This is a genomic window from uncultured Desulfobulbus sp., assembly GCF_963662935.2.
GTDB lineage: Bacteria > Desulfobacterota > Desulfobulbia > Desulfobulbales > Desulfobulbaceae > Desulfobulbus.
The window spans coordinates 211,272-237,365 of record NZ_CAXXTL010000002.1 but is presented as its reverse complement, the minus strand read 5'-3'; the positions used below and the strand labels follow the sequence as shown (position 1 = coordinate 237,365).

The window sequence follows — 26,094 nt, the reverse complement described above, 5'->3', positions numbered from 1 at the left end:
TGAGTTCTTATCTCGTTAACAACAATGTCGCGGATATTGATACAAAGACCATTATCCAAGACCAGACTTTCCATTTAGATGCGGTGAGAAGCTGTATTACTATTACAAAACTTAATAGCGAACCTGATATAGCAGTAGGTTCAATATCAGCTCTTGCCAGGATTCCGCCTCTAGCCATTTCCTGCCAGATGATGCCGATGATTGTTCCCAAACCAAGCGCCGCCATTAATGCCGGAATGAACCGTTCCCACGAACCAAGTTCAGCATGTTGTGCGATTATATACAGCATGACCGACAGCAATCCCAAAACCGCCATATCAGCAGGTCTTATGGATGACTTTCCGCCTAACCATCCTCCATGATGTATAACAAGCGGCAACCAACACAAGAGTAATAGCGGAACATACCACCATGCCGTCTGATAGAAACGCGGACGCGGATTAAGTATATCCACGGCGACAGGTATATTCAATCGTTCGCCGTCTACTTCTGCAACAACAATACCGGTGTATATGCCGGGTTCTTTATCGTCGCTTACTGATGCCGTAAATACAATTGTCTGATTTCTGCGGCTGAATGTTTCAGGTGAAGCGGCTATCCAGTCGGGTTTTGATATAATCTTCCCGGAACACCGGCCTCGGCCTTTTGTATAAATCGAAATCTTTTTGCGTGATGGCTCATCTCTGCGGATACCGCCGAAATCGACTTCATCAACATCAGCGCTTATTCCGTTATCAGAACGGCGTAACACATCTGTCGGCATTTCATCAGGAACAGATTTGATCACAGATGTCTGGCTGATACTGCTCAACGGTATTCGTCCGCCCATTGATGCAAGTATCGGCTTTAAGTCATCTCGCATTTCACCGGCTGTCTGATAGCGACTGTATTTATCTTTCGCCAAAGCTTTCGAAATAACCTGCTCTATTTTTTCTGGAAGTAAAGAATTGATTCTGGTAACCGGAATCTGTTCATCCTCTTCAACTGTACGTTTCCATGAAAACGGGTCTTTCGACTTAACAGGAAGAAATGGACGCTGACCGGTGAGCATCTCGTATAGAGTTACACCTATCGCCCAGATATCTGATCGGTGATCTGATTTGTCTTCCTCTTCAAAGTCTTCAGGCGCCATATATGCATATGTTCCTGCGCCTCCGGCATAAGATCCGCTTCCTAAAATCTCAGCAAGTCCGAAGTCAACGATTTTCGCATTGCCTTCCTTATCGATCAAAATGTTTGCAGGTTTTATATCCCGGTGGATCGTATGATTTCGATGAGCAAAATCAAGTGCATCACATACCTGCACCGCGATTCCGAGAGCTTCTCTGGGATCCATTCGTCCCTTCTGCTTCATGTAGTTCAGCAGATTGGCGCCTTTTACATATTCCATATCGATGATGAGATGACCATCGATCCTGTCTACGCTGTTTACCTGCACGATATTGGGGTGACGGAGCCTGTCCAACACTCTGGCTTCTTCCAGAAATCGTCCCTCTTCAGAGGCAGGAATGCTGATTACTTTTAAAGCGACGTGCTTGCCAAGCATCGTATCCCATGCGAGATATACAATCCCGGATGCTCCGTGCCCAAGCACATCCAGCTTCTCATATTTTCCGATATTACCTAATGACATATTTCCTCAACCGTTACCGGTAAATTATATTATAATGCTTTATTTGATTTTCGGGAATAGGCAATTTTTAGGTGCATTTCTATAATCTGGATAAACACCTTCATCTGAGATCCCGATGACCCGACTAATGCTGAGTGTTTACCGTAGCGAACATATCGAAGTATGGAATCTGCGACACTCAATGCTAAACAGTTTGAATTAGTGAAGAAAACCTACCCGCAAAATACGATGCATCTTTATTTTTGCGTATTCATATCTGTGTTTCCTGTAGAAGGCTTCGGTTTTATGATTTTCAACCGTCCGGAATCTATCACATATATAGAGCCGTCATCTGCTATAGCCAGTGCTTGAGGTTGGATCAGCTTCCCTGCGCCAATGATCTGCAGCCTGTTGCCTTTATTATCATACTTCAGAATTGATTTGCCAACCAGATCAGACACATAGATGTTGCCATATTTATCTGATGCACCCATATATGCCGGGTTACTTGCCGTCCTGGGCTTCAATTGAATCTGTGCAGGCGTTGTATATACCACTCCGCCGCTTTTATCCAGTCTTATCATCTGCCCAAGGAAATCTATCAGATGAATATCACCATTATTTCCCAATGTAAGCATTCCGCTCTGGACTGGTGTATAAAGCAGAGATACCGGATCGTCATATTCGATCATGGTTGGGATGACGGCATTATCAACATGAGTGCTCACACTGCTTGATGACTGTTTTGCCCAGAATCTATCAATCAGTTCATGCCCCGGAAAGAGACACAGTGCAATTCCTAATAACAGACCGGCTATCATAGGGAGTATCCAACCGGTTTTATTTCCTGGTTTGGTAGATATTCCAGATGCAGTGATCTTCTGTTTGCTTAGATCAGGCGTTCCATAAACAGCCAGTATAGTTGAGATGTTATCACTTCCGCCTCTATCTAGTGCGGCATTCACGAGCCGTTTACAGGCTCCCTTGATATCTGATGCTTTTGTTGAGAGAAGAACATCTACTATCTCGGCTTCTTTAACAGGAGTTGTTAATCCGTCTGTGCAGATCAGAAGTATGTCGCCCGGCTGGAGATCTATTTGTCCTACTTCAGGCTCAACGCTGGCTTCTATGCCAATCGCTCTGGTGATGATATTGCGGAATCGGCTTTTGCGCGCCTGATCTTCAGTCAGTTCGCCATTCTTCACCTTTTCTGCTACAAATGAATGGTCTTCAGTCAGTTTGATCAGTTTTGCATCGCGAAGAAGGTATGCGCGGCTGTCTCCCAGGTGGGCATAATGCAACTTGTTGCCGCATACTATCGCAGCGACACAGGTTGTGCCCATCCCTTTAAACTGAGTTTCGGTTTGTGAGACATTATACACAGCGACATTAGCTGCCTTAAGCGCTCCGGTTAACATAGCAGGATAATCAATGTTGCCTTGGGAGATGTCCTTCATCAGGAGGCTCTTGACTGTATCGACTGCCATGCTGCTAGCTTTTGCGCCGGATGCACGTCCACCCATGCCGTCAGCGATAATATAGATGCCGTCACAAGCGCCGTTCAGCTCTGATGATGTAATCACCGCGACGGAATCCTCGTTTTCCGACCGTCTGCCTATATCGCTCAGCCATGCGGCTGATATTTCGATTTTATCCATAATGCGATCCTAATCAGTGTTTCTTCGCAGCAATCCTATCATATATACAAGGAATAATGATAGACCGCCGAGAAACAAATACTTCAATATACCAAGAAGATATCCAAGCAGATCAACCCATTTCAAAGCTGAACTCCACCTCTCCTACGCGTATTCGGTCGCCGGTTCGAAGACGTACCGGTGAATTCTGATGTACGTCTGAATCGTTTACCGATGTGCCGTTTGCGCTGCCAAGATCTTCAATATAGTAGTCTAACCCATCTCTGAATATGCGCGCGTGTCTGCGTGATACAGATGAATGATCGACTCTGATATCGCTCCCAAGGCTTCTGCCGATAACCATGTCAGATGCCAGCAGGTATTCTTCATTTTTGGCGTCATTCCCTGATACAAGTTTCGGTGATGGCTTAACCTGTTCTTTCGCTGCAGAAGCGACAGTTTTAGAAGCTCCTGTTTCATCAAACACGATTTCGGTCGATCCAAGCCGTATTACATCGCCGCTCTTCAAGATAGTATCGGTTACTCTTTCGCCATTTACCCATACGCCGTTTGTGCTGTCGATATCAACTATGCGGAAACCATCAGCGGTCATTGATATCTTGGCATGCCGTTTAGATATCATGCCGTCGTCTTCAATGACGATGTCGTTATTCAGACGATGCGACCTGCCTATTGTAACATTTGGCTTGGAGATAACAAAGAAACTTGAACCGCCTCCTGCTTTTTTGATTGTTAATCCGGGAGGTGATACAGTGCTTGCATCATAGATATCAGTAGATGCGACTGTGTATTCTTCATCATCAAATACATCAGTTTTATCTTCATACTCAGCGAGCGCTGGGATTACGAGATTCACATTCTCTTGAACGTCAGGCGCATGCTCAATTGGTTTGACATCCCATTTGCATTTTACCGCGAACTTATCATGTTTTTCTGATTCGTCAGTTGATGAGACTTCTTCAATGGTAAAATCCAGCGGTCCTCGCAGGCTGTATTTGTTTTGCGCCATATACTTAGTCAATGCGTTATCGAGTTCGTCTTTGTCCAGGAATGCAAGAAGGTATTCACGCTCTTCATCATTTTCGAAGTTTATCTCAAGGATATATTTGTTTGGCACATATATTCGGTTATCAAGACCCTCTTTGCGGTTGTCTTCCATCTCACTGATGATTTTCCGAAGCACATCTTTTGGACGTATATCGCCAAATGAGTCACCAAACCACGATTCGTACCATCCCGCGAAAGTCTTGTTTAGTTTTTCTAATATATCCATCGAATCCCTCCGATTTGTTTATTTATAATGTTGAATGTCATTCTGAGTAACCAATCGCTAACAATCGCGGTTATTTCAGAAATAAACAGACCTGGCATAAGACAGGGAGGGTGAGGCTCCTGCCGAACCTGGGGTAACTAATGATGCTCAGACTCAGCAGGAGCTTCGCCCTCCCCCCTCTATTTACAGCTTGTTTCTAAGGAACGCTAACCTTTGTGCCTGCCCGCGTCTGCCCTTCGATATATCCGCTTCGCGGATACTCAGGGTAGACAGACCTGGCTTTTCAAGATTTAACTGTCTTATTTCAAAGCTGACTTCACGATGTCGCGGCAGATCGGTCCTGCCGCTGCGCGTCCGTATCCGCCGTTCTCCACCACAACCGCAAAGGCGATTCGGGGATCTTTGACCGGCGCAAATCCGACGAACCATGAATGCGGCATCTTATCAGCTCGATCATTCTCAGCGCTGCCGGTTTTTCCTGCTGCATCTACATTCAACCCGGAAAACAAACCCTTGCCTGTCCCAATTCGCGTTACATCAGCCATCATCTTGCGGAGTGAAGCTGCACTCTTGGAACTGATAGGCCGTCCCAGTTCAATCGGTTTGATCAATTCAGTTGTCGTTCCGTTGATGCTGATCTCTTTTACAAAGTGCGGCTTCATCATAATCCCGCCATTCGCGATTGCCGCCGTCATACGCGCCATCTCTAGAGGCGTAACCTGAATGATTCCCTGTCCATATGAATTGTCCGGTAAATCTTCAGCAAGAGCCTGTGATGATGGCGTCTGGCTGAATCCATACTTAAGCATTATATCATGGAGTTTATCCTGACCCAGCTTCATTCCAAGGTGAGCGAAGTATATGTTGCACGAAACTCGGATTGCTTTTGCCAGATCGGTTACTCCATGAGGAGTCATCTCTTCAAGATCCGTGATTTGTCTGCGTGAGTATGTTTTACCATATGCCCGCCATGAGATATCGGTTTCTTTATGATTGCATCGATACAGGAAGTCTTCATTGTTTTCAAGGGCGGCGGAAGCAGTTGCCAGCTTGAATGTTGATCCCGGCGGATACAAGCCGTTTATCGATCTATCGAACAGAACTGCCTCATCAGACTTATCTTTATTATACCTTTTCCAGAGATTTTGTGTTAGTTCATTAGGATTGAATTCCGGGATTGATACTGCTGCAAGCACTTCACCGGTATAAACATCGATTACGACTGCGGCACCTTTGTGCTTCGATTTACCGGTGCGTTTATCGGTGACTTTGCCTGCATATTTCTCAAGTGATTCCCTTACAGCCTGTTGCAGTTTGGCATCAATTGTGAGCCGGACATCTTTACCCTCTATCTTTGGGCGGAATGGAGTGTGCGTATATCGGTAAAGCGGAAGAAGTTCCGAGTAGTCATCAAACCCGCGGAGTTCGTTATTCCGCCACATTTCCATGCCAGCCGGTCCGCCGCATCGCTGATCCATATATCCAACTATATGTGCCATATCAGCGCCATATGGGTAATATCTTCCGCCGGGACGATCCTGTGCCTGTAATACCAAATTTAACTTCTGAAGCTCAGATAACCTTGAGACTGCCAGAGGTTCGCCATTTCTATCGTATATAGTTCCGCGCGGGATTGATGCCTCAATCAGCTTAAGTCTGGGATTCACATGAGGCCTTACATAACCATCGGCATCAGGCGTTGAGATCAGCATACCGGCTGTCTGATCTGCCTTCACACCTTGCATCCATACGAGGCGTCCAATCCCTGCGATTCCCAGCAGGAGTATGAGCATTGCTGTAGATAGATGATTAATCGCCTTGTGTGTTTCAATCCTTACACCGGATATATCTTTTTTGCCTGAAGATGATGCGTTGAGCAGCAATCCCATCATGAAGAATGAGGCGATGATAGAGGTTTTGCCATAACTTACAAACGGAAGTGTTACTCCTGTTAGTGGAATGATTCCCAGCACACCGAAAAGTATGATGACTGTTTGCAATCCCAGTAATACAGATATACCGGTTATGAGAAGGCGTTCGAAATCTGTTCTGGCGTGCATCGCGATTCTGAAAGATCGAGCAATGAGTACGGCAAATAGAGCTGCAATGAACAGCGACCCAACCAATCCTAACTCTTCACCCAGAGCCGCAAAGACGAGATCGGAGCCTGAACGCGGCATCAATGACGGCTGTCCCAGTCCTAATCCGCTGCCCCATATACCGCCGGAACCCATCCCCCACAACGCCTGCCCTAACTGCATCCCGTTTGGATGTGAATTGTGCCATGGATTCAACCACATGTCGACACGGACATCGAAAACACCCAGATGCAGGAAATACGCCACCAATCCGGTAACGGCAACAATTACGATGCCGATACTGATAAATGCCGATTTGCCTGTAGAGGTATACAACATCGCCGCGAACATCCCAAAGAGCAGGAGCATTGGACCCAAATCTTTGACTAGAATGAATGTGGCAATCGACAGGATATACATCACGAGCAGAGGCGCGATATCATGGAAGAGCGGTATCTGGAAACGTCCCTTTGCGGGAGCGCTCTTATCTGTAAGGAGCATCCATCTATCGGCAAGGTAACTCGCTACGAAGTATGCCAGAGCGATCTTGACAATCTCTACAGGTTGGAGTCCAAAAAGCCGAAGTTTGGCGCCTCCTGGTCCGGAACCAAAAACAGCCAGCATCAATGTAGTGAAGACGGCAAAAAGGACATAGACGTATGTATATCTCCAAAGACGCAGATTGCGGTGCCATGCAGCGAGGGGGATGCTTGCTGCGATTAACCCTAACAATATGCCTTGAGCCTGGCGCGAATAAACATCAGAATCGCGTAATGGATCTTTGATTGAGAAAAGTGCTATCATGCCCAAACCGGCAAGCATCATAACGCATGGTAGGATATAGAAATCGGCTTGAGGTGCGCGCCTTCGAAGAACGGTATGAAACAATAAAAATCCTGCCATCACCAGAACAGCGTATATCCAGAATGAGAGTATAACTGTAATTGGATCTCGAACGCGTATATGCGGTTCTGCTTTTGAAAGCACGTTATCGCTGATGATAGGAATTTTCGCCAGATGTTTCGCATCTAATTTCGAAGATGAATTGCCAGATATAACATCAAGCACTCTGTTGACTGACGGCAGGTCAATCCCGGTCTGGTTGGATATCTTTCTAGGTGTTAGTTTGTTTATTTTGAGCAAAACCAGTTTTTCACATTGAACCGGTTTTAGCAGCCTCACATCACTTATTGCAGATGTGTTTTCAAAAAATCCATTCTGGTTTCGGTAATCAATGATTCGTTTGGCTAGATTTTCATCAATTTTCAATGCTGCGGCTATTGAGTTTGCAGATGCGGTATTGATGTTGATTGATCCACTCGTAACAATACCTTGCAGCTTCGCCAGGAAAACCAAGGCGAAGCCGGAGATTATCAGAAATGAGGCAAATATCAGGAGTTTGCCTTCAATTATTCTATATGGACGTTGCATATATGATTAATACGTAGACCGAATTATGATTGTTACCTCGCTTTATACGTAAACTATGCTTCGCCGCGGGTTGCCTGAAGCAGCAGATTCAGCATGTCCATATGAATCCCTTCAATACGGGCGAGAAAACGGAACATCTCAATGACTTCTCTATCGGTAGCTTTCCCCATTTCATTAAGATAAAACTCCCGGCTGCGGGTTTCCAGATCATGAGCTACTTCATATATCCCGATGAATGTTGTGCCATCTGTAATCTTTGCTGCAGTCTCATTCATAATCAGTTCGATGCGTTCAGCAGCTTCAGGAATCGGTAGAAGCGACGTATCTACCACCGGCCACCCTTTGCTTTCAACCATCGCGTGATAAAAGCTGCCTATTACTCTTTCATGTTCTTCTTCATCGTTTGCCAATGAAAGAAGGATTGCAGCTAATGTATCATCTTCACATCTGTCAGCCGCTTTAATATACTCTTCATATCCTTTTTTCTCCATTTTCAATGCTGTTAACAGTGCTTCATTCAGGTTATTCATAATACTCCTCTATGTTATTATAAGCTTCATTTTTTCAAATTTAACTCAATTATTCGAAAAATTTATTGGTAATGTCAGTAAATGGCTATTGTATTGCTTTAGATTTTATTGTAAAATTCCCATAATAATTCTAATACCGCTTGATATTCTACAGCTAAATCGAATTATATTATCATCTGTTCAATTATTATACAATCGGCTGTGAATTTAATAGAGTAAAACAGATTGTTTCATTATTATCCCATCGCTGTATCTGCAAATAGATTGGGTCGTAAATTCGAGCAATGATGCGCAGAAAACACCTTATTCTTTGATATTATCCATTTGTTAATAGAAAAGCTCGAATTCATTAAATCAGAGTAAGCATTCTTAGATACTTTAAGATACCCACTCTACATACGTTTACCCATAAATCAATAATTTTTTTGCAGTGAGAGTAATAATGACAATGCAGGACAGAAAAAAAACATTCTTAATTATTCGAATTATCATGTTCGTCATCCTGTTGGCTCTTGGAATTGTGTATTATATTGATTCAGAGAGATATATAGGATGGATGGTGGTAATCACCGCTGTCGTATACTTGTGTATGCTTTATGTGCCTGGATTCATAAAATCCGCCAAGTCAGCAAATGCTGATAAAAAGGCGCATCATGTAGTGGTTACAGATATAAGGCCGTATACCTATGAAGATGCTGAAAAAATACCAAGGCAAGGTGTAACTGTAATTTATTTGATGGGTAACGGCAAAAAAGGTAAAGTGAATTTAACCGAAACAACTTTTCAGGAAAGATTTTCCGATTTAAAAGTTGGCGATACCTTAACTAAAAATAGAGATGACAGCATCCCCAGAAAAGAAAAATAGTTCAAATGTGTTATCGGAATTATAATGATTGATATCCACAACCATATTTTGTCTGCTGTTGACGACGGACCAAAATTAATAGATGAATCAGTTACAATATGTAAGATTGCAGTTGAACAAGATATTACTGTTCTCTTTGCCACCCCTCATGTAGCATCACACAATGAACTTCTTGCATCCCGCCAGTTTCAGGAGAAAACTTCTGAATTGCAGTCTATCCTGGATGAAAAACATGTGAATCTGCGATTAGTTGCCGGCGCTGAAGTTTATCCTACGATGGATATACTGCGCTGGCTTGATGAGAAATATCCTCTTACTTTGGGTGATAGCAAGTTCATACTGCTGGATTCGCCTCTCACACAGATGCCGAATGGACTTGACAGCCTTATTTTTGAACTGCAATCCAGAGGCTACAAACCGATACTCGCACATCCTGAACGGGTAGAACCGATTCAATGTAATCCCAGACTGCTTGAGGAGCTTGTACGCCGAGGTTTGCTTTTGCAAGTGAATGCGTCCAGCCTCTGCAGTAAAAGAGTCGGTGAATCAATGAAGACTGCAAAGATTCTGCTGGATCACAACTGGGTGCATTTCGTTGCATCAGACGCGCATTCGATTAGGCACAGACGCCCGATGCTTTTAGAGGCATATGAGGTGCTTGAATCCGATTATGGTGAGACCCTAGCGAAGAATCTGACAGAAATCAATGGTCTCAAAGTGTTGAACAATGGAATCGTGTCCTCTGATCCGCTCCCTTACCACGAAAAAAAGAAATCATGGTTCGCACGTCTTCTTCCTAACCGTAAATAACCTTATCTGTTAATGACCACATTAAGCAACTAAATATACTCCCTTGCGGTTTTTACAAACGCGATGTAATTCTCAGGTGGAGTGCCGGGAAGAACTGCATCAGCCGTTGAGAAGATATGCGGGTATCCACGCACTGCCTCGACCATCATCCTAGTTGCCTCTATCACCTGATCGGGAGTTCCGTCTTTCAACAGACCAAGATCCAGGTTTCCCTTAGTGCAGATCGACCTATCTATATACTGCCGTGATTCTGCCAGGTCATTATCACCGGATGGCGGAGGGGAAATCGTTTCAATCACATCAGCGCCAAGTTTATTGTAGAAACCGCTCATAATCAACTTGCTGGTCTGGCCGCAATTATGATACCAGAACAATCCGCCATTTTGATGCGTCCACTCGGCGTAATCCTGAAGAACCGGCATATCCATTTCCTGATAGAGCTTCATGGATGTGATTTCCAATCCATAGGTGCAGTTGCTCATGAAGTCGATCCCTTCTTCAATGGCGATTTTCATCACCACCAGCGAGGCATCGTATACAGCCTTGATACTGCGTCGGTACACATCTTCGAAATCCATCCAGTGCAGGAAGGCGTTAGATTGGCCAATCTGAAATCCCAGCCATGAAGGGTTCGGATGTCCGATAACAATGACGCCGTTTTCGCCGATCATCTTCCTGAAGCTGCGGTAGTATTCCCGAATTGCATCTGTGCGATCTCCTACCTGTGCGCATACATCCCACAGCATTTGGTGGTCTTCTTCGGTTCTCACCGGGAAACCGGATTCATCGCCCCATATGCCAAGCCGTTTTGACACATTGCGAACCCATTCACCGTTGCAGGTTTCTATCACATAGCAGTCTGTTTCATCAGTAGATCTGTCCGGACAAAGCACCCATGGAAATATCAGATCGCTGCACGATGTCATGAACATCGGTTCGTAATCTAGTGCTTGTGACAGTGCAATTTCCGCGGTAAATGGATCATCGGGCGGTTTGATCCCAAGCAATTCCAGACTGCCTCGTATAACATCAGGATACGGCAGAAACGGAGAGACAATCCGCCGTGAATGCTCAGGATCGCGGACATAGTTGATGAAACGTTGCTGTGGTGTGGATTGCATGGGTGTGTTTTCCTCGATATTCTATTGATCGTAATCACTCGTCAGACGGGTCATGTGTGCGATATGCCCAGGTCCCAAGTGCGATCCCAACAACTGAAAGAACAAGGCATATGGCTCCAACAATGCCAACGGTTAGAGTAGTCGGCAGCTTCATTTGCAGAAAAACCACAAAGACGATTATAGGTAAAAGGAGTCCGAATATGCTCGCGGCCATTGATGCCATCTGGCTCAGGTATCTTTGAGTCAAGTCGTCCCAGTTAGGATACAAAACTACTGCCGCGACCTGTGCGCTCAAGCACGAGTATGCGGCAAACGGTAGACAGTAAAGAGTAGCAAACAACGGACTTCCGGGTTTCAGTCCTATGATGAAGTATATCATTCCGATCACTACCGCGCACATGATCGATATCACCAGGACGCCGTGTATTGGTTCAACGGCTATGAGCTTCCATGGAGATACGGGCATCGGTTTCAGGATATTCACCTGCTTCATGTCGTTGCGAAGACTGTGCGACATCATTAGCGAACCAAGGAACAAAAGATATGCGATGCCGATCATGGCAAATGGAGTTATATCATTTTTGCCGATTATACCTGAATTCCTGGCAATCATCATTAATGCCGCCAATATAATCCCACTGACAATCCACCCCTTGAACGATGAGCGAAATGTGATGTTCAGGTTCTTCCAGAGTATGGCAAGCGCTCCTCCCCCAAATGGCGGGAGTCCGTAACTTACGCGCTTATTTTTCATGCGTTCTTTCATCAGCGCTGTTCTTGCGGCATACATATTGCCTGCCTTGAATGCAGTTCGCATTGCAGCAAAACGGGCGCTCACCATTAACGAAGGCTCATAAGGATTTTCATCTCGTGAAAGCACAAGGAGATAAGAAGCAATTGTGAGCAATGTAAGCAGGATGAATTCTACTAGATATGTTGTAAACCATAGTTGAAAAGGCACCACAAGAAGGTCGGCCACCCATTTTATCGGAGTTAGAATTGTTGTGAAGAGTGGGTGGGTTAGAATCCCGACTACACTCTGTACAATATCGTGAGTTGATGTATATCGAATCCCCACTCCAATAAGAACAATTCCTATCAGTATGTAGATGGCAGTTCTAACGATTGCAATAGGTTGGATTCTGCTCTCTTTCTGATACGATGAAATCAGATTAATTGTTATGCTGATGTTTGTGGTGAGAATAACGAACAGCATTATGGAGATAAAAATCGACGCGGGCTGCATTCCGGCCTGCATGAATCCGAATAACCTAAGGCTCGGGAAAATCATTATCGTGAAAAACAACGTCATAACAGCATATTTGGCGTATACTTTCAACAATTTTAGCGACATTACCTGTCTTCTGCTGATAGGAGTTGGGAATATCATGTCAATTTCAGGCATTGTGAATACAAGAACACTCTCTGAGAATGCCTTATAGATGTTGAGAATAGTGAGTGCAGATAAGAGAAAGAAAATAATCGCCCATAAGTTTTGGGGCATGATGAAACCAGCGATATTCATTTGCGGCGGGAGTTGTGGGTTGCCCGCTAATCGTTGCGGAAGTAAAATAAGCGCCATCCATAGTAGAACTGCAACTATCGGGATTAATCGTTTAGGCGATCTTAAAGTTATTTTTATCAGATTAATTAACTGCCAAAGATCAAGATACAGCAACGTTATCATTTACGTTATCATCCTCTGTTAGTTTCAGGAACATGTCTTCCAAACTGGCATCTTCACTCATCTGGACTTTTTCATGAATCTCATCCAGTGTTCCCTCAAAGATCTTATGCCCTTCGTCAATTATCAACACTCTGTCACATAGTCGTTCGGCGGTATCCAGCATGTGGGTACTGATCAACACAGAGCAACCCGATTCTCTGGCAGCGAGCATCATGTCTTTCAGTTCACGCGCTCCTTTAGGGTCGATTCCAATGAGCGGCTCATCGAACAGCAGAACCCGCGCATCATGGATGAATGCACACACAACCGCCAGTTTCTGCTTCATCCCCTTAGATAGAGACAGTACCAGTTCATTCTTCTTATCGATTAAGTCGAACTTCTCCAGAAGGTCGGTTGCCCGCTCATCAAGATGATCCAGTGTGTTGTATGCCATCGCGATGAAGCGTAGATGTTCATAGACGGTCAGCATGTCATACAGGTTTGGAGTCTCAGGTACGAATGCGATATTCCGTTTAGCGTTCTGTTCATCTTTTGAGAGATCATATCCGCTAATTGATATATTTCCTGCATTAGGCTGTATGATACCGGCAATACTGCGTAGAATAGTCGTTTTACCTGCTCCGTTGGGACCAAGAAGACCTAATATCTCGCCATCTGCCACGGTGAAGCTTATGTCATCTACAGCTAATGTGGTTTTGTATTTCTTTACTAAAGAGTTAATCGAAAGCATTAATCAACCTCTTTCTGCCGTTTTAGCAGATCATCGTAAAATATGTATTCCTGTGCCCAACCTGCATATCGTCCGAATTTGTTTTGGAAGTAGCTGATGATTTGATCATAGACGGCCGGTGTCAAAGTCTTCTGCTTGAACTCCGGCATATAATGATTTACAGCTACCTTTCGAATATGCGTATCTACCGGGAATGACTGGTCTTTATCAAGTGAGAAGAGCATCACACAATCTGCGATTTTCATCCCTACGCCATTTATCTTCAAGAGTTCCAAACGGGCTTCATCGTAGGATGCATCTCTCAACGAGTTCAGCCATCCGCATGGCTTTTGAGAGAGTTGTTCTGCCACAGCATGGAGTTTCCTGCATCGGAAACCCAGTCCGCAGAGCTTAGCCGTATGTGCTACATCCATCCACAATATCGATTCAATTGTGGGGAAGGAGTAGTATTCCTTGTCATCAATCACAGCGATTAGATTTCCATACATGCTTGAGATGATCTCAACAGCGTTCGATATCCGCGGTACTGAATTAGCTGCCGAACAGATGTATGACAGCAGCGTTTCAACCGGCTCCTGCCGCAGAAGGCGAAGTCCCTTAAAACGGTTTATAATCGGTTCCATCCGCGGATCAGCATCAATGAAATTTTGGTACAGGTCGGCAAGTTTTACATCCAGTCGAAAGTAGTCATACAGCATCGACTCACCATCGCCGTCAGGGAAGACCTGATATGCGATATCCGGCCCATCGCGCCATATTCTGATGACCTTGTTGCCTATCACCCCAACCCAGCGATCTTGTTCATCCTGTTTCCACCTGAACGATTGCCCGGGTGTAAGGGTATGCGTCAGGTTCAGTTCGTCAGGGTTTACATGCAGTATATGAGTTTTGGGATCTGTTATCACATCAAGCGCCTTTATATTAGACCAGGAATACGGGAAATAGTTGCAGAAAGATTTCAAAAATATTATATCATAAAGTTGAAGAGAATATGATCAGAGGTTCAATAAGATCAAGTTGACTATTATTGATTCGGAGCGCGTCTGTTCTTTGAGATTTTTATCATTTCGATTCTTGAAAGAATAAAAAATTATATTTTTGCTCTCTTTAAACAAATTTGTATCAACTCCACTTATTTTCCTTCACAGATATATGCTGATAAACAATAGATTTATTGATTCTACTACTACGCTGTGTTATACTTTTGTATTGAATATTAAACGAATTGTGCGCTCCTGCATGGGGGTTGGGATCTAGTGAACATAATATCTGGACTTAGATGGTTTGGCAGTATCGATTATGTAGAAGTATTGGCATGGCTGCTTGATATTTCTCTTGTAACATTCATTATATATAAGTTGATAATGTCCTTAAAGGGCACACGAGCGTGGCAGATCATTGTCGGGCTTGGAGTATATCTACTGCTAGTTAAGGTCAGCGATATGCTTCATCTAAGGGCGCTTAACGGGCTCCTTCGGATATTTCTACCTTTAGGACCTGTAGCATTAGTCATTCTATTCTTCCCTGAGATGCGTAATCTCCTTGAGCAATTCGGCAGGTTGAAGTTTTTCGGACAGGGGTTTGTGCTTCTGGGTAGAGAGGATATCAACAACCTGATCGATCAACTCACAAAAGCGGTTACTGAGATGTCGCGTGTAAGCGTCGGTGCCCTTATTGTCATTGAACGTGAAGTAGGATTAGATAATATAATCGCCAACGGAAGGCATCTGAATGCAGATGTATCATCTGACCTTTTAAGGACTATCTTTTATCCGGGTACACCTTTGCATGATGGAGCCGTAATCATCCGCGGCAACAGGATAGTCGCTGCCGGATGCACCTTACCACTCAGCGATAATCCCAAACTCGGTACAATGATCCATACCCGTCATAAGGCGGCTCTCGGTGTTACAGAGCAAAGCGATGCAACTGTTCTGGTCGTTTCAGAGGAAACCGGAACAATCTCGATCTCAACGGAGGGTTCTCTGGAAAGAGGATTAACCTCAGATCAACTTAGAGCGAAACTCACCGCTTTGCTGCAGGTGGAAGAATCAACTGAAGGAAGAGTGCAAATCCGCAGAGTTATGCATGATACCATGAGGAAGATACGTACTGGCAATGGAAACAAGCCGGAGCATAAAAAGAAATGATCAGGCAGAACTTAAAATACAAGCTGTTAGCATTAATACTGGCGATTATTATCTGGGGATACGCCGACGCCGGACAGAACAGGAACGCCGTTAAAGAGCTTTCAGATCTAACTATTCAATTGAAGAATATCGATCCGAATTTTCTTGCCTCCTGCAGACCGAATACAGTAAATATCACATTTAAAGGTAGTAGAGCTAACCTGAATGCTTTAACAGATGAAGCGGAACAGATTAAAGCTTATATTGATCTTCAGGGTTTGAAAAAGGGACAATATAGTTTACCGGTACATCTTACAATGCCTGATGGTTATTCCTCACTTGTAAACAAGGAAATTTTACCGGATAAAGTATTTGTTGTTTTGGAAGACAAAATTGGACGTTCGCTGTGGATAGATTTACGGATGTTATCAGAAACTCCAAAAGGATACCAATTTGGAGCACCTATAATATCGAGAAATAAGGCGAATGTCAGCGGACCATCTAAGTTGGTGAATTCAATCAGTAATTTGGTTGTATCTATAGATCCTAAAGATTCAGCCAGTAATATCGAAGGCGATTTTACTGTGGAGGCTCTTGATAAAAACGGGAAGAAAGTCCAAGGTGTAGATATCGCTCCGGAAAAAGTTCATCTAGTCATGAAGATGATTAAGTCGCCGTCAAGTAAAATTGCATTTATCTCGCCTGATTTAGTTGGACAGCTTGTTTACCCGTATCAGGTTACCAGCATTGATATTGAGCCGCAGACTGTTGTGATAAGCGGTAAACCTGAGTTATTGGCTGGCATGAATATTATCAATACCAAACCGATAAATCTTGCAGGTCATGTGAAAACTTTTACTGAGGACGCTGAATTAGATGTGCCTGCCGGAGTAAATATAATTGGATCTGTTTTAATAAAAGCAACTGTTCATATTGAATCATCGGACAATGCGGGTCAGGATAAGAATGCTGTGCAGCCTGATTCGGGAGGCAGATAATCAGTGAATAGCTACTTCCGAACACTGACGCTGCTTAACCATCATTACAGAAGCGTAACCAGCATTGAATCTGTACCTTATTGAATCCATTACAAGACGCATGAAGTGAATCCCCATTCCGCCTTCGCATGGTGCCTCAACATTAGGAATCGGTACGCTATCCGGATCGAATTCCTCGCTTTGGTATCTGATTGACAATTGGAGTTTATCTTCAGATGCCATACATTGAATCTTGATGCATTGTGATTCAACTGCGCCATGACGCACTACATTTGAAAGTGCTTCGCCTAATGCCAGTTTTATGTCATCTATATCTTCACTGGCAAAACCCATTTTTTCTGCAAACTCCGCGATTTTCATACGGGCTGATCTGCAATCATCTTTTGTAGGGTGAATCTCCAGTTTGATAACGCCTGTTTTACACGATATCAAATCTATAGATTGTCGGATCTCTACATCTTTATTAATCTCAAAAAGATTCCAAAATCCTGATACGTTAAGAATATGAGCGGTATGGGAGTTTAATGAGTGAATCTTTACTGAGGATCCATTTTTCCTGGCAGCCATCGCTGTTGAAACAAGCGACATCAATCCGCTGCTGTCGATAAAATCCAGCGAATCCAACATGAGTGTAACTGATTCATTTTGTGCAAGCGATGCCTTTATCAATGATTCAATTTCATGGCAATTATCATAATCCAATTCACCGGTAATGCGAATAACGGCGGGATCATCATTTATATAACTCAGATTCAAAACAACCTCTTGAATTATCAGAAAGATTAATGCGAAGAATTACATCAGGATTACAAATGCGATGAACTATACGTAACGGAATTCCTGCTGATGCTTAATTGTAGTATTATACCTTTTTTATATTATTTTTCAAACATAGTTTAAAAATATTTTTTTTGCATTATTTTTTTTAGCAGAATTTGGAATTTTATTGATGAACGGATCCAATATTAACTAATTACGATTCAATTGCCGGCACCGATGCGCTTGTGAAGCTCATGTTTAACGTAGTTCTCAATCCGTTGCTCCAGATTACAGATCGAATATGCCATTTTGGATCGAGTATTCTGCTTGCTTTTTACAAGCCGTGTATTTAAGCGAAACTCTTTAGTCCACCTCGACTTATAATGTTCGTCACCGCGCAGGAAGTCGAACTCAGCACACCCATTTTCCACTGCGCTTCTGACTGCATGCCCCGTAAGGACTGTCCCCAGGCTGTATTTCGACAGCTCAGGATCGAATCCGCCCAGGTAGTAGAAGTATCTGCCGCCAAAAATGTAGCAGTAGAGGATCGATCTGATCTTCCCATTTACCCTCAATGCATGGAGTTTGAGTGACCCATTTTTGATGCACTCCTTAGCGATCTCTTTATGGAACCGCTGCCGACCTGTATCAGCAAGCATCCCCGGGAGCCATCGTTTGCGCCACCGTTTGGTATGTAGGTCGAAGAAAGCTGCCATCCCCTCAGCAATCTCATCTTCACCCAGTAAACAAATCTCTACATTCTCAAAATCTCGACGCATCAGGCGCTCGTAATATCCCAGATTAAAACGCATCTTCTTGCCGAATACCCCAAGCATGGCATCCCAGTTTTCGGCAAGCGGGAGAAATGGACACTTCTCTCCCGGGATTAACACCCCTTGATGATTTGTATCACGGCTGCAGAATTCCAATGTTGTAGAACCTTCGGGGATCTGCTGGAGGTCAAGGAGATCCCATCTGGAGGTGTTCGCATTAATCCAACCGAATATCGCATTCAATGCTTGATCCTCGAATCCCATTGCGATTACGAAATCCATGTAGTCAGAAACCCCGACGCCGATGAACTGCAGTCGTCGGAATGGGAGTCCATACATGAGGGTGATCTCCATTGGAGCGATAGCGACCAGGTTTCCCTCATCTCGTATGCATAGAACCACAAATCGTTTCATGCGTCCGAAGTTCTTCATGCAGGAGTTTATCCATTCCCATGTCTGGAATATTGCAACTTTAGGGCATTTCGTGAGCAGGGAATTCCATTCCTCACGCAATATATTCATCTCAGCTTGGGAAGTTATTTCAGCGATTTCGATCATTGGTCCTCCATAGTTTCTGTTGAACTATAACAGATAAAAGGTGGAGTTGTAAATGATGGATTGTATTGTAGAAATTACATACACTGCGAATACCATTCTTGTAATAATGACGCTTCATGTGTATACTATCTCAAATCCGCATGATAATCATAAATGTAAGGCAACCATATGGTATTTGAAAATCCAGCCATCATCGATGTTTTTTCTACCTAATTTACTACATTAAACGATTTAAATCATCACTACATGATTATCGAAGATAATCGCAGATAGAGGGGTACCTACATGACCAGCGGATCTAGATTTGTAATTCTGATAACCATGTTGTTTGTTGTATTAGCCGGATTTGTACAGGTCGGATCCCTGTCTGCCAACGAGAAGGTCGTCTGGCAAATTGGTATGCTCGATCGCAATTATGCGGAGTTGGCAATCACACAAGACTTCTCATCCTATACAAGTGTATTCCCTAACGATGTCACCTTCAGGATCAACAAGGACGATCCGTCGAAGTCCTGGCCATATTTTCATCCGGGACCAATGGATGGCTGGGCAGGCGCGCGGGTACATCCTTTCACCATCCTCTTTGACCTTTCTGATGAACCACGCGGACTTATGCGCCTGTCAATCAACCTCATGAACGCTTTCCCTTCGGAAACCACAACATATGAGATAAGCGTAAATGACCATAAGTGTTCTCTCAGAGTGATTCCGATTCCCGGCGGCAGCGGGTTTTCGATTGATTCTGCACTGCCGGCATCATTCTTTTCCAAGGGTGAGAACAAGATAGTGCTAAAATGCACCGAGGGTTCATGGGTGCAATATGATTCACTTCAGCTAACAAATGATCCTGATGTGCTATCTGTTGAGCCTAACTGCATCCAACTCAGTCTGACCCCGACATTTCGCTTTGTACGACGTGGATCCAAGCTGAAACAGATTGTCCGGTTGTCCGCAGCATTCTCATTTGATGCCGAGAACCGATTCGCAACTGTGAAGATCGGCGATACATCGACACAAGTGAAATTGCGTCCGAATTCTTTGTTCACTGACATAGAAGTCGATGAGGTGACAAAACCTGTTCCTATGGAAGCCTCAGTGACATCAGGTGGTCAGACGAAGAGTGTTTCGTGTGAGCTTCACCCAGAGAAGCATTGGAATCTTTATGTGCAGGCGAGTTCTCATGTTGATATCGGCTATACTGATCTTCAGGAGCGGGTTGCCGATCTGCACAACAAGAACACATCACTTGCTCTGGATCTATGCAAGAAGTATCCTGATTTCAAATGGAATACTGAGGCAGCCTGGGTGGAAGACAATTATCTGACCATGATGCCGGGTGACCGCAAATCAGAGTTCATAGATATGGCTAAAAAAGGCCGTATAGGCTGTCCGGTTCTTTACGGTAGCATGCTGACGGGTCTCTGCTCACATGAGGAGCTCATCCGGACACTGTATTTTTCACACGCTGCAGCTCACAAGTATGATATACCATTCGACATCGCTATGAGCAGCGACGTGCCTACACTTGTCTGGACGCTTCCCACAATACTTGCCGGCAGTGGAATCCGATATCTCAGCGCCGGTCTGAATATGATCCGAGCTGACTCGTTCAACAAGCTTTTCAGCAAGTCTCCATTCTACTGGCAAGGTCCGGATGGCGCAAAGGTACTTACATGGTTTGCGGCATCTTATGCACAAGCCTTCACGCTAGGTCTGGACAGCAATTTGGACCGCGCTGGCGATGCTGTCGAGAGTTTCATAAGAGGCTTCGATCGGAAAGATTATCCGTATGATGCGGTTCTGGCATTCGGAGGATACACAGATAATCGACCACTTAATGCTCAGCTTGCACCGGTAGTAGCAGAATGGAACAAGACTTACGCATATCCGAAGATAATCTTCTCCCGTGGAACGGATTTCTTTGAGTATGTAGAATCGCGCTTCAAAGGTAGCATCCCGACAATCTCAGGTGATGCCGGCGTTTATTGGGAGGACGGAGCCGGGTCGTCTGCACATGAGACATCGCTGGTCCGCAACGCTTCCCAAAACCTGACCAACGCGGAGAAACTCTTGGCGCTCACTGCCAAAACATATCCGGTAACCGATATCAACGCAGCCTGGAAGAACATCATCATCTACAACGAGCATATCTGGGGTGCTGCTGGTAGTATATCCGAACCCGAATCTGTTCAGACAGTAGAACAGTGGAAACGGAAAGCTCAGTTCGCCAAGTCTGCATATAGTTCATCGGAAGCGTTACTGAACAGAGCAGTTGACGGGTTGATAAAGAAGGTGCAGGTACAAAAACCTTCTATAGTCGTATTCAATCCAATGAGTTGGACGGTAAGCGGTGTGGTGGACGTGAAGTCAAAGGATGGAAAGCCGGTTCGGTTCTGGGCTCAGGATATTGCGCCAATGAGTTACAAGATATATCCCATCGCACAGACAAACAGCAGTAGTGTTGATTCCGAAAAGCCTGGTGAGACTGTTCTAGAGAACCGCTTCTACCGTGTGGAGTTTGATGCAGTGACCGGTGCAGTAAAGCACTTATTTGATAAAGATCTGAACCGTGATCTCATAGATCCAACCTCTCCATACGGAGCAAACCAGTATCTGTATTACGCCGGACAAGGTAAAGATTTGCGGGAGACTACTCGTCCTGGCAGCGATCCGCCGGTGACACTGGTCAAACACACTTTGCCTTATGGATCTTCGATGAAAGTTCGCGGCACCGCTTTCAATACTCCGGAGTGCATATCAGAAGTCATATTGTACGACAAGATCAAACGTATAGACTTCGATAACACACTGGACAAGACTTCGACTTACGAAAAAGAAGCCGGATACTTCGCATTTCCATTTGCTCTTAACAAGCCTGTATTTCGAATCCAACTGCCCGACGGCGTCGTCCGTCCTGATCGCGAAATGCTTGACGGCGGTTGTATGGCATGGTATTGCACACAAGACTTTGTGGCAGCATCCGATAACAATTGCTCCATTGTGTGGACGAGTGTCGACAGCCCATTAGTCACCTTGAGTGATATCAATCGTGAAACTCCGCAGGGAGCATGGTATACCGCCGGAGCGAAGTGGCCAGTTCCGATTACTAATGGACATCTCTTTGCATACGTTTTCAATAACTACTGGTTCACGAATTATAAGGCATCGCAGGGCGGGAAGCTCCGGTTCCGGTTCTCGCTCACGAGTATGAAGGACTACGACCCGGTTGCAGCCTCGAAGTTTGGCGCATCGGTGCGAAATCCGCTCCTCTCAGCGGTAGCAGCAGGCGGATCTGCCACATCGAGTGTAGGACAAAAAACATTTCTGAGTGTGGAACCTGCGAATCTGCTGATTCAATCGATCAAGAAAGCCGAGTCAGGAGACGGACTGGTGATCCGTCTGCGAGAGGTTTCCGGCAAACAGACTATCGCGAGATTGTCGATCCCATCGCTCGAATTCAAGGAAGCCTGGTTATGCAACCTGGTAGAAGATCCGCAGAAAAAACTAAAGATATCTGCTGGTAAGATAGAGATCCCCATCCAGGCTAACGGCCTTGCGACGATAAAAGTATCACGCTGAGTATATCAAAACGTGGCCCGTCATGGGCCACCCTTGGATAAGGTGAGGTTCTTAGTCTGGTCTTGTAATGATAATTGGCAGCCAATTTATGCCTGTCTCCCCTTCAGCCTACAGCCTAATCTCCTTCCGAATGATGATTATGGCGATATGTGATGCTTAAAAGCACCCCACCTGCCGCCCCTTGGAAAGGTGAGGTTCTTGGTCTGGTCTTGATATGATAATTGGCAGCCAATTTATGCCTATAGCTCCTTCAGCCTTCAGCCTTCAGTCTTCAGCCTACACCCGTCGCTCCTACAGCCTAAACACCTTCCCAATTGCACAGCCCAACGCCTTGTGATAGAATAACCTGTGAAATACATGCCTGAGAGGCTTTTTATATGACTGATATCAAAACGATTCTCGCTACCGACTGCGGAAGTACAACGACCAAGGCGATTCTCATCGAAAAGCAGGGCGACGAATATCGCCTCATCGTGCGGGGGGAGGCGCCGACTACCGTCGAGGCTCCGTTCGATGACGTCACAGTCGGTGTGCTGAACGCTGTCCGCGAGGTAGATGAACTGTCCGGCAGACGGATTCTGGTTGACGGCAAAATCCTGGTTCCATCGAATGGCGGGGAGGGTGTTGACCTGTATCTGTCGACCTCCAGTGCGGGCGGCGGTTTGCAGATGACGGTCGCTGGGGTCGTGAAGTCGATGAGTGCGGAGAGTGCGGAGCGGGCCGCTCTTGGTGCCGGTGCGATCATCATCGACGTCATCGCGGTAGACGATGGACGCAAGGAGTACGAGAAGGTCCAGCGTATCCGTGAACTTCGTCCGGACATGATCCTGATGTCCGGCGGCACGGACGGCGGCACCACCACCCATCTGGTCGAAATCGCCGAGATGCTGCTGTCGGCTGATCCCCGTCCCCGTTTGGGAATCGGGATGAAACTGCCGGTCATCTATGCCGGGAACAAAGATGCGGTTGGCGCGGTGTCTGACATCGTGGAGAAGATCGTCGATCTGAAGGTTGTCGATAACCTCAGGCCGGCAATCGACAGGGAGAACCTGTTCCCTGCCCGTGAGGCGATACATGAGTTGTTTCTCCAGCATGTCATGCAGCAGGCTCCCGGCTACGGCAAGCTGATGACCTGGACCAGCGCCGGGATCATGTCTACCCCGAACGCTGTTGGGAAGATTATCCAGGCGATCGCGGAACAGGATCAGATCAACGTGCTGGCGGTCGATATCGGCGGCGCGACCACCGATGTCTTCTCGGTCTTCGACGGCGTCTTCACCCGCACCGTGAGCGCAAACCTTGGGATGAGTTACTCCATCTGCAACGTACTCGCCGAATCGGGGATTGCCAACATCCGCAGATGGATACCATTCCAGACGGACGAGGGATACGTGCGGAATGAACTCCGAAACAAGATGATCCGCCCGACGACGATCCCCCAAACCCTTCGCGATCTCTATATCGAACAGGCGGTCTCACGCGAGGCTCTGAGGCTGGCATTCGACCACCACAAATCGCTGGCGAGAGAGCTGAAGGGTGTGCAGCAGAGCAGGACCATCGGCGATGCATTGTCGCAGGAATCGACGGGCAAGACGCTGGTCAAGATGGTCGACCTGGATATGATCGTGGGGAGCGGCGGCGTGTTGAGTCATGCCCCTTTGCGACAGCAGGCGGCGATGATGATGCTTGATGCCTATCAGCCGGAGGGTGTCACGATGCTGGCGGTCGACTCCATCTTCATGATGCCGCAGTTGGGGATTCTCTCCACAATCATGCCGGAAGCCGCGTCGCAGGTGTTCAACCGCGATTGCCTGATCAAGCTGGGTACATCCATCGCACCGATGGGAGTCGGCAAGGAGGGACAACCCGCCTGCCAGATCGAAATCAACGGCGAGACCATCTCCATCCCATTCGGCAGCATCCGGGTGATACCCCTCAAGGCTGGTGAGAAGGCTGAAATGCTGATCACCCCCTCGAAGGGTTTCGATGTCGGTGCAGGGAAGGGTCATCCGCACACGGTGGAGGTCGAAGGCGGCGAGGTCGGCGTGGTGATCGATGCACGTGGTCGTCCGCTCCAGATCCCATCCGATGATTCTCAGCGACTGGCCAAACTCAAGGAGTGGTTCGCGGCGTTTGGTTTGGCGGAAGTTAAATAATCACATTGTGTGAGAGTTGAAATGATATTATCCGGAAAAGAGATAAAATCGAAGATGGGGAATGAGATCATCATTGATCCATTCAATGAGTCGCAACTTAATCCCAACAGCTACAATTTGCGCCTGCATGAGAAGCTTCTCGTGTATGAAGATGCTGTGCTGGACATGAAGAAGGATCATGCCACAGAAGTGATCATCATCCCTGAAGATGGATTGATTCTGGAAACAGGAAAACTGTATTTGGGCAGAACCGTCGAATACACAGAGACTCATAACTATGTCCCGATGCTGGAAGGCAGATCGTCTATTGGACGGCTTGGTCCATGTGACGGCAGGATTCGGTGATGTCGGCTTCTGTGGTTTCTGGACGGTTGAGATTTTCTGCGTTCAGCCGATCCGCGTTTATCCCAATGTTGAGATATGCCAGATCTATTATCATGGGATTGAGGGTCAATACGATAAATACTGCAGTGGTAAATATCAAAATAATCGCGGAGTGCAGCCAAGCATGCTTTATAAGGACTTCGAGAAATAGAGATAGACCAGAGGATTTTGATTTTGGAATACAAAGCTGTTATATTCGATCTTTTCGGTACAATTGTTGATCTGCAGTCTGAAGAATCACATAAGAATCACCGACGAAGACTGGCATCGATCCTGGGTGTAGATGAAGTTGATCTCGGACCGGCGCTGCATCAAACGAGGCTGATCCGCGATCTTGGTCATTCCGGCAGCATTGAAGGTGACCTGCAAGTCATCACCGAAGCATTAGGAATCTGTCTGAATCCTGATCAGGTTGGTGAAGCCACACGGTTGCGGATCAGGTATTTCACCGATTATCTGGAACCCCGGTCTGGTGCGATTGAGACAATTGAATGGTTGAAATCACATAGATATAAGGTTGGTCTTATATCTATGTGCGCAAGGGAAATTCCGCATGTCTGGGATGAATCGCCTCTTGCTGAATATATGGATGCCTGTGTGTTTTCGTGTCTTGAGGGATTGATCAAGCCTGACAAACGAATCTACCAACTGGTATGTGATCGGCTATCGGTTGAGCCAGGCGATTGCCTGTATATCGGGGATGGCAGCTACCGGGAGTTGGCGGGTGCTGAGGAAGCAGGCATGCATTCCATAATGATCGATCGAGGCATGAAGGGCGACTGCGTCGACAAACATGTCCACACCGATATCGAGGAGTGGGATGGTCCGTGGATTTCACGTTTGACCGAAATTATAGGGTTGCTGGGATGCGATTAATGTTTGCACACACGAAAATAGTTATGAAGTAGTGTAATTGTCTCAAATGGAGTACCAACCCAGAACCTCCACTTTCCAAGGGGAGGC

18 protein-coding genes and 1 pseudogene are annotated in these 26,094 nt (G+C 45.6%); 8 read left to right on the top strand and 11 right to left on the bottom strand.

What is annotated here, in order from left to right; all coding sequences use genetic code 11:
• Positions 1-7: 7 nt before the first annotated feature.
• The 5 genes from ACHZCX_RS05535 to ACHZCX_RS05515 all read right to left on the bottom strand — a co-directional run bounded on the left by ACHZCX_RS05535 (position 8) and on the right by ACHZCX_RS05515 (position 8,582).
• The gene (locus ACHZCX_RS05535) at positions 8-1,633 is read right to left on the bottom strand and encodes a serine/threonine-protein kinase (RefSeq protein ID WP_319586240.1); all 1,626 of its coding nucleotides are present in this window, start codon (positions 1,631-1,633) and stop codon (positions 8-10) included.
• Between the two features lie 236 nt (positions 1,634-1,869).
• Positions 1,870-3,270, bottom strand: a complete 1,401-nt coding sequence (locus tag ACHZCX_RS05530; protein WP_319586239.1) for a Stp1/IreP family PP2C-type Ser/Thr phosphatase — start codon at positions 3,268-3,270, stop codon at positions 1,870-1,872.
• A gap of 112 nt (positions 3,271-3,382) precedes the next feature.
• Positions 3,383-4,543: an FhaA domain-containing protein gene (locus tag ACHZCX_RS05525; protein WP_319586238.1), complete on the bottom strand. Its 1,161-nt coding sequence runs from the start codon at positions 4,541-4,543 to the stop codon at positions 3,383-3,385.
• A gap of 299 nt (positions 4,544-4,842) precedes the next feature.
• Positions 4,843-8,052: an FtsW/RodA/SpoVE family cell cycle protein gene (locus ACHZCX_RS05520; protein ID WP_319586237.1), complete on the bottom strand. Its 3,210-nt coding sequence runs from the start codon at positions 8,050-8,052 to the stop codon at positions 4,843-4,845.
• 53 nt (positions 8,053-8,105) lie between these two features.
• Positions 8,106-8,582 carry a ferritin family protein gene (locus tag ACHZCX_RS05515; RefSeq protein ID WP_319586236.1) on the bottom strand — a complete coding sequence of 159 codons (477 nt, stop codon included), beginning with the start codon at positions 8,580-8,582 and terminating at the stop codon, positions 8,106-8,108.
• A 442-nt stretch (positions 8,583-9,024) separates the two neighbouring features.
• Here ACHZCX_RS05515 and ACHZCX_RS05510 point away from each other — a divergent pair, with 442 nt between their 5' ends.
• Together ACHZCX_RS05510 and ACHZCX_RS05505 are read left to right on the top strand one after the other, a co-directional pair.
• Positions 9,025-9,447 carry a hypothetical protein gene (locus tag ACHZCX_RS05510; protein ID WP_319586235.1) on the top strand — a complete coding sequence of 141 codons (423 nt, stop codon included), beginning with the start codon at positions 9,025-9,027 and terminating at the stop codon, positions 9,445-9,447.
• Positions 9,448-9,471: 24 nt separating this feature from the next.
• Positions 9,472-10,257: a CpsB/CapC family capsule biosynthesis tyrosine phosphatase gene (locus tag ACHZCX_RS05505; RefSeq protein WP_319586234.1), complete on the top strand. Its 786-nt coding sequence runs from the start codon at positions 9,472-9,474 to the stop codon at positions 10,255-10,257.
• A 29-nt stretch (positions 10,258-10,286) separates the two neighbouring features.
• On the opposite strand, the gene ACHZCX_RS05500 is transcribed toward ACHZCX_RS05505, so the two are convergent.
• The 4 genes from ACHZCX_RS05500 to ACHZCX_RS05485 are packed head-to-tail and all read right to left on the bottom strand — an operon-like array spanning position 10,287 to position 14,700.
• Positions 10,287-11,378, bottom strand: a complete 1,092-nt coding sequence (locus tag ACHZCX_RS05500) for a uroporphyrinogen decarboxylase family protein (RefSeq protein ID WP_319586233.1) — start codon at positions 11,376-11,378, stop codon at positions 10,287-10,289.
• 34 nt (positions 11,379-11,412) lie between these two features.
• Entirely contained in the window at positions 11,413-13,065 is a 1,653-nt protein-coding gene (locus ACHZCX_RS05495; RefSeq protein ID WP_319586232.1) for a putative ABC exporter domain-containing protein, read from the bottom strand.
• Positions 13,043-13,795, bottom strand: coding sequence for an ABC transporter ATP-binding protein (locus ACHZCX_RS05490; RefSeq protein ID WP_319586231.1), 753 nt, complete (start codon positions 13,793-13,795; stop codon positions 13,043-13,045). Before ACHZCX_RS05490 ends, ACHZCX_RS05495 begins: the two co-directional genes overlap by 23 nt.
• Entirely contained in the window at positions 13,795-14,700 is a 906-nt protein-coding gene (locus ACHZCX_RS05485; RefSeq protein WP_319586230.1) for a DNA glycosylase, read from the bottom strand. Before ACHZCX_RS05485 ends, ACHZCX_RS05490 begins: the two co-directional genes overlap by 1 nt.
• Before the next feature lie 351 nt (positions 14,701-15,051).
• On the opposite strand from ACHZCX_RS05485, the gene cdaA reads away from it, so the two are divergent.
• Together cdaA and ACHZCX_RS05475 are read left to right on the top strand one after the other, a co-directional pair.
• A complete protein-coding gene (cdaA, locus tag ACHZCX_RS05480; RefSeq protein WP_319586229.1) occupies positions 15,052-15,945 on the top strand; it encodes a diadenylate cyclase CdaA in 894 nt (297 codons plus the stop codon).
• A complete protein-coding gene (locus ACHZCX_RS05475; protein ID WP_319586228.1) occupies positions 15,942-16,922 on the top strand; it encodes a CdaR family protein in 981 nt (326 codons plus the stop codon). The genes cdaA and ACHZCX_RS05475 overlap by 4 nt, the downstream gene beginning before the upstream one ends.
• Here ACHZCX_RS05475 and ACHZCX_RS05470 read toward each other — a convergent pair whose 3' ends face one another.
• Both ACHZCX_RS05470 and ACHZCX_RS05465 read right to left on the bottom strand, forming a co-directional pair.
• Positions 16,923-17,678: an anti-sigma factor antagonist gene (locus ACHZCX_RS05470; RefSeq protein WP_319586227.1), complete on the bottom strand. Its 756-nt coding sequence runs from the start codon at positions 17,676-17,678 to the stop codon at positions 16,923-16,925. It abuts the gene before it with no gap.
• Positions 17,679-17,902: 224 nt separating this feature from the next.
• Positions 17,903-19,012, bottom strand: coding sequence for a GNAT family N-acetyltransferase (locus ACHZCX_RS05465; protein ID WP_319586226.1), 1,110 nt, complete (start codon positions 19,010-19,012; stop codon positions 17,903-17,905).
• Positions 19,013-19,297: 285 nt separating this feature from the next.
• Between ACHZCX_RS05465 and ACHZCX_RS05460 the strand changes: the two genes are divergently transcribed.
• The 4 genes and pseudogenes from ACHZCX_RS05460 to ACHZCX_RS05445 all read left to right on the top strand — a co-directional run bounded on the left by ACHZCX_RS05460 (position 19,298) and on the right by ACHZCX_RS05445 (position 26,007).
• Positions 19,298-22,591, top strand: a complete 3,294-nt coding sequence (locus ACHZCX_RS05460; protein ID WP_319586225.1) for a polysaccharide lyase family protein — start codon at positions 19,298-19,300, stop codon at positions 22,589-22,591.
• Positions 22,592-22,968: 377 nt separating this feature from the next.
• Entirely contained in the window at positions 22,969-24,747 is a 1,779-nt protein-coding gene (locus tag ACHZCX_RS05455) for a glutamate mutase L (protein ID WP_319586224.1), read from the top strand.
• A gap of 21 nt (positions 24,748-24,768) precedes the next feature.
• Positions 24,769-25,282: pseudogene (gene dcd, locus ACHZCX_RS05450) on the top strand (dCTP deaminase).
• Positions 25,283-25,305: 23 nt separating this feature from the next.
• Positions 25,306-26,007, top strand: a complete 702-nt coding sequence (locus tag ACHZCX_RS05445) for an HAD family hydrolase (protein ID WP_319586222.1) — start codon at positions 25,306-25,308, stop codon at positions 26,005-26,007.
• The last annotated feature ends 87 nt before the right edge of the window (positions 26,008-26,094 follow it).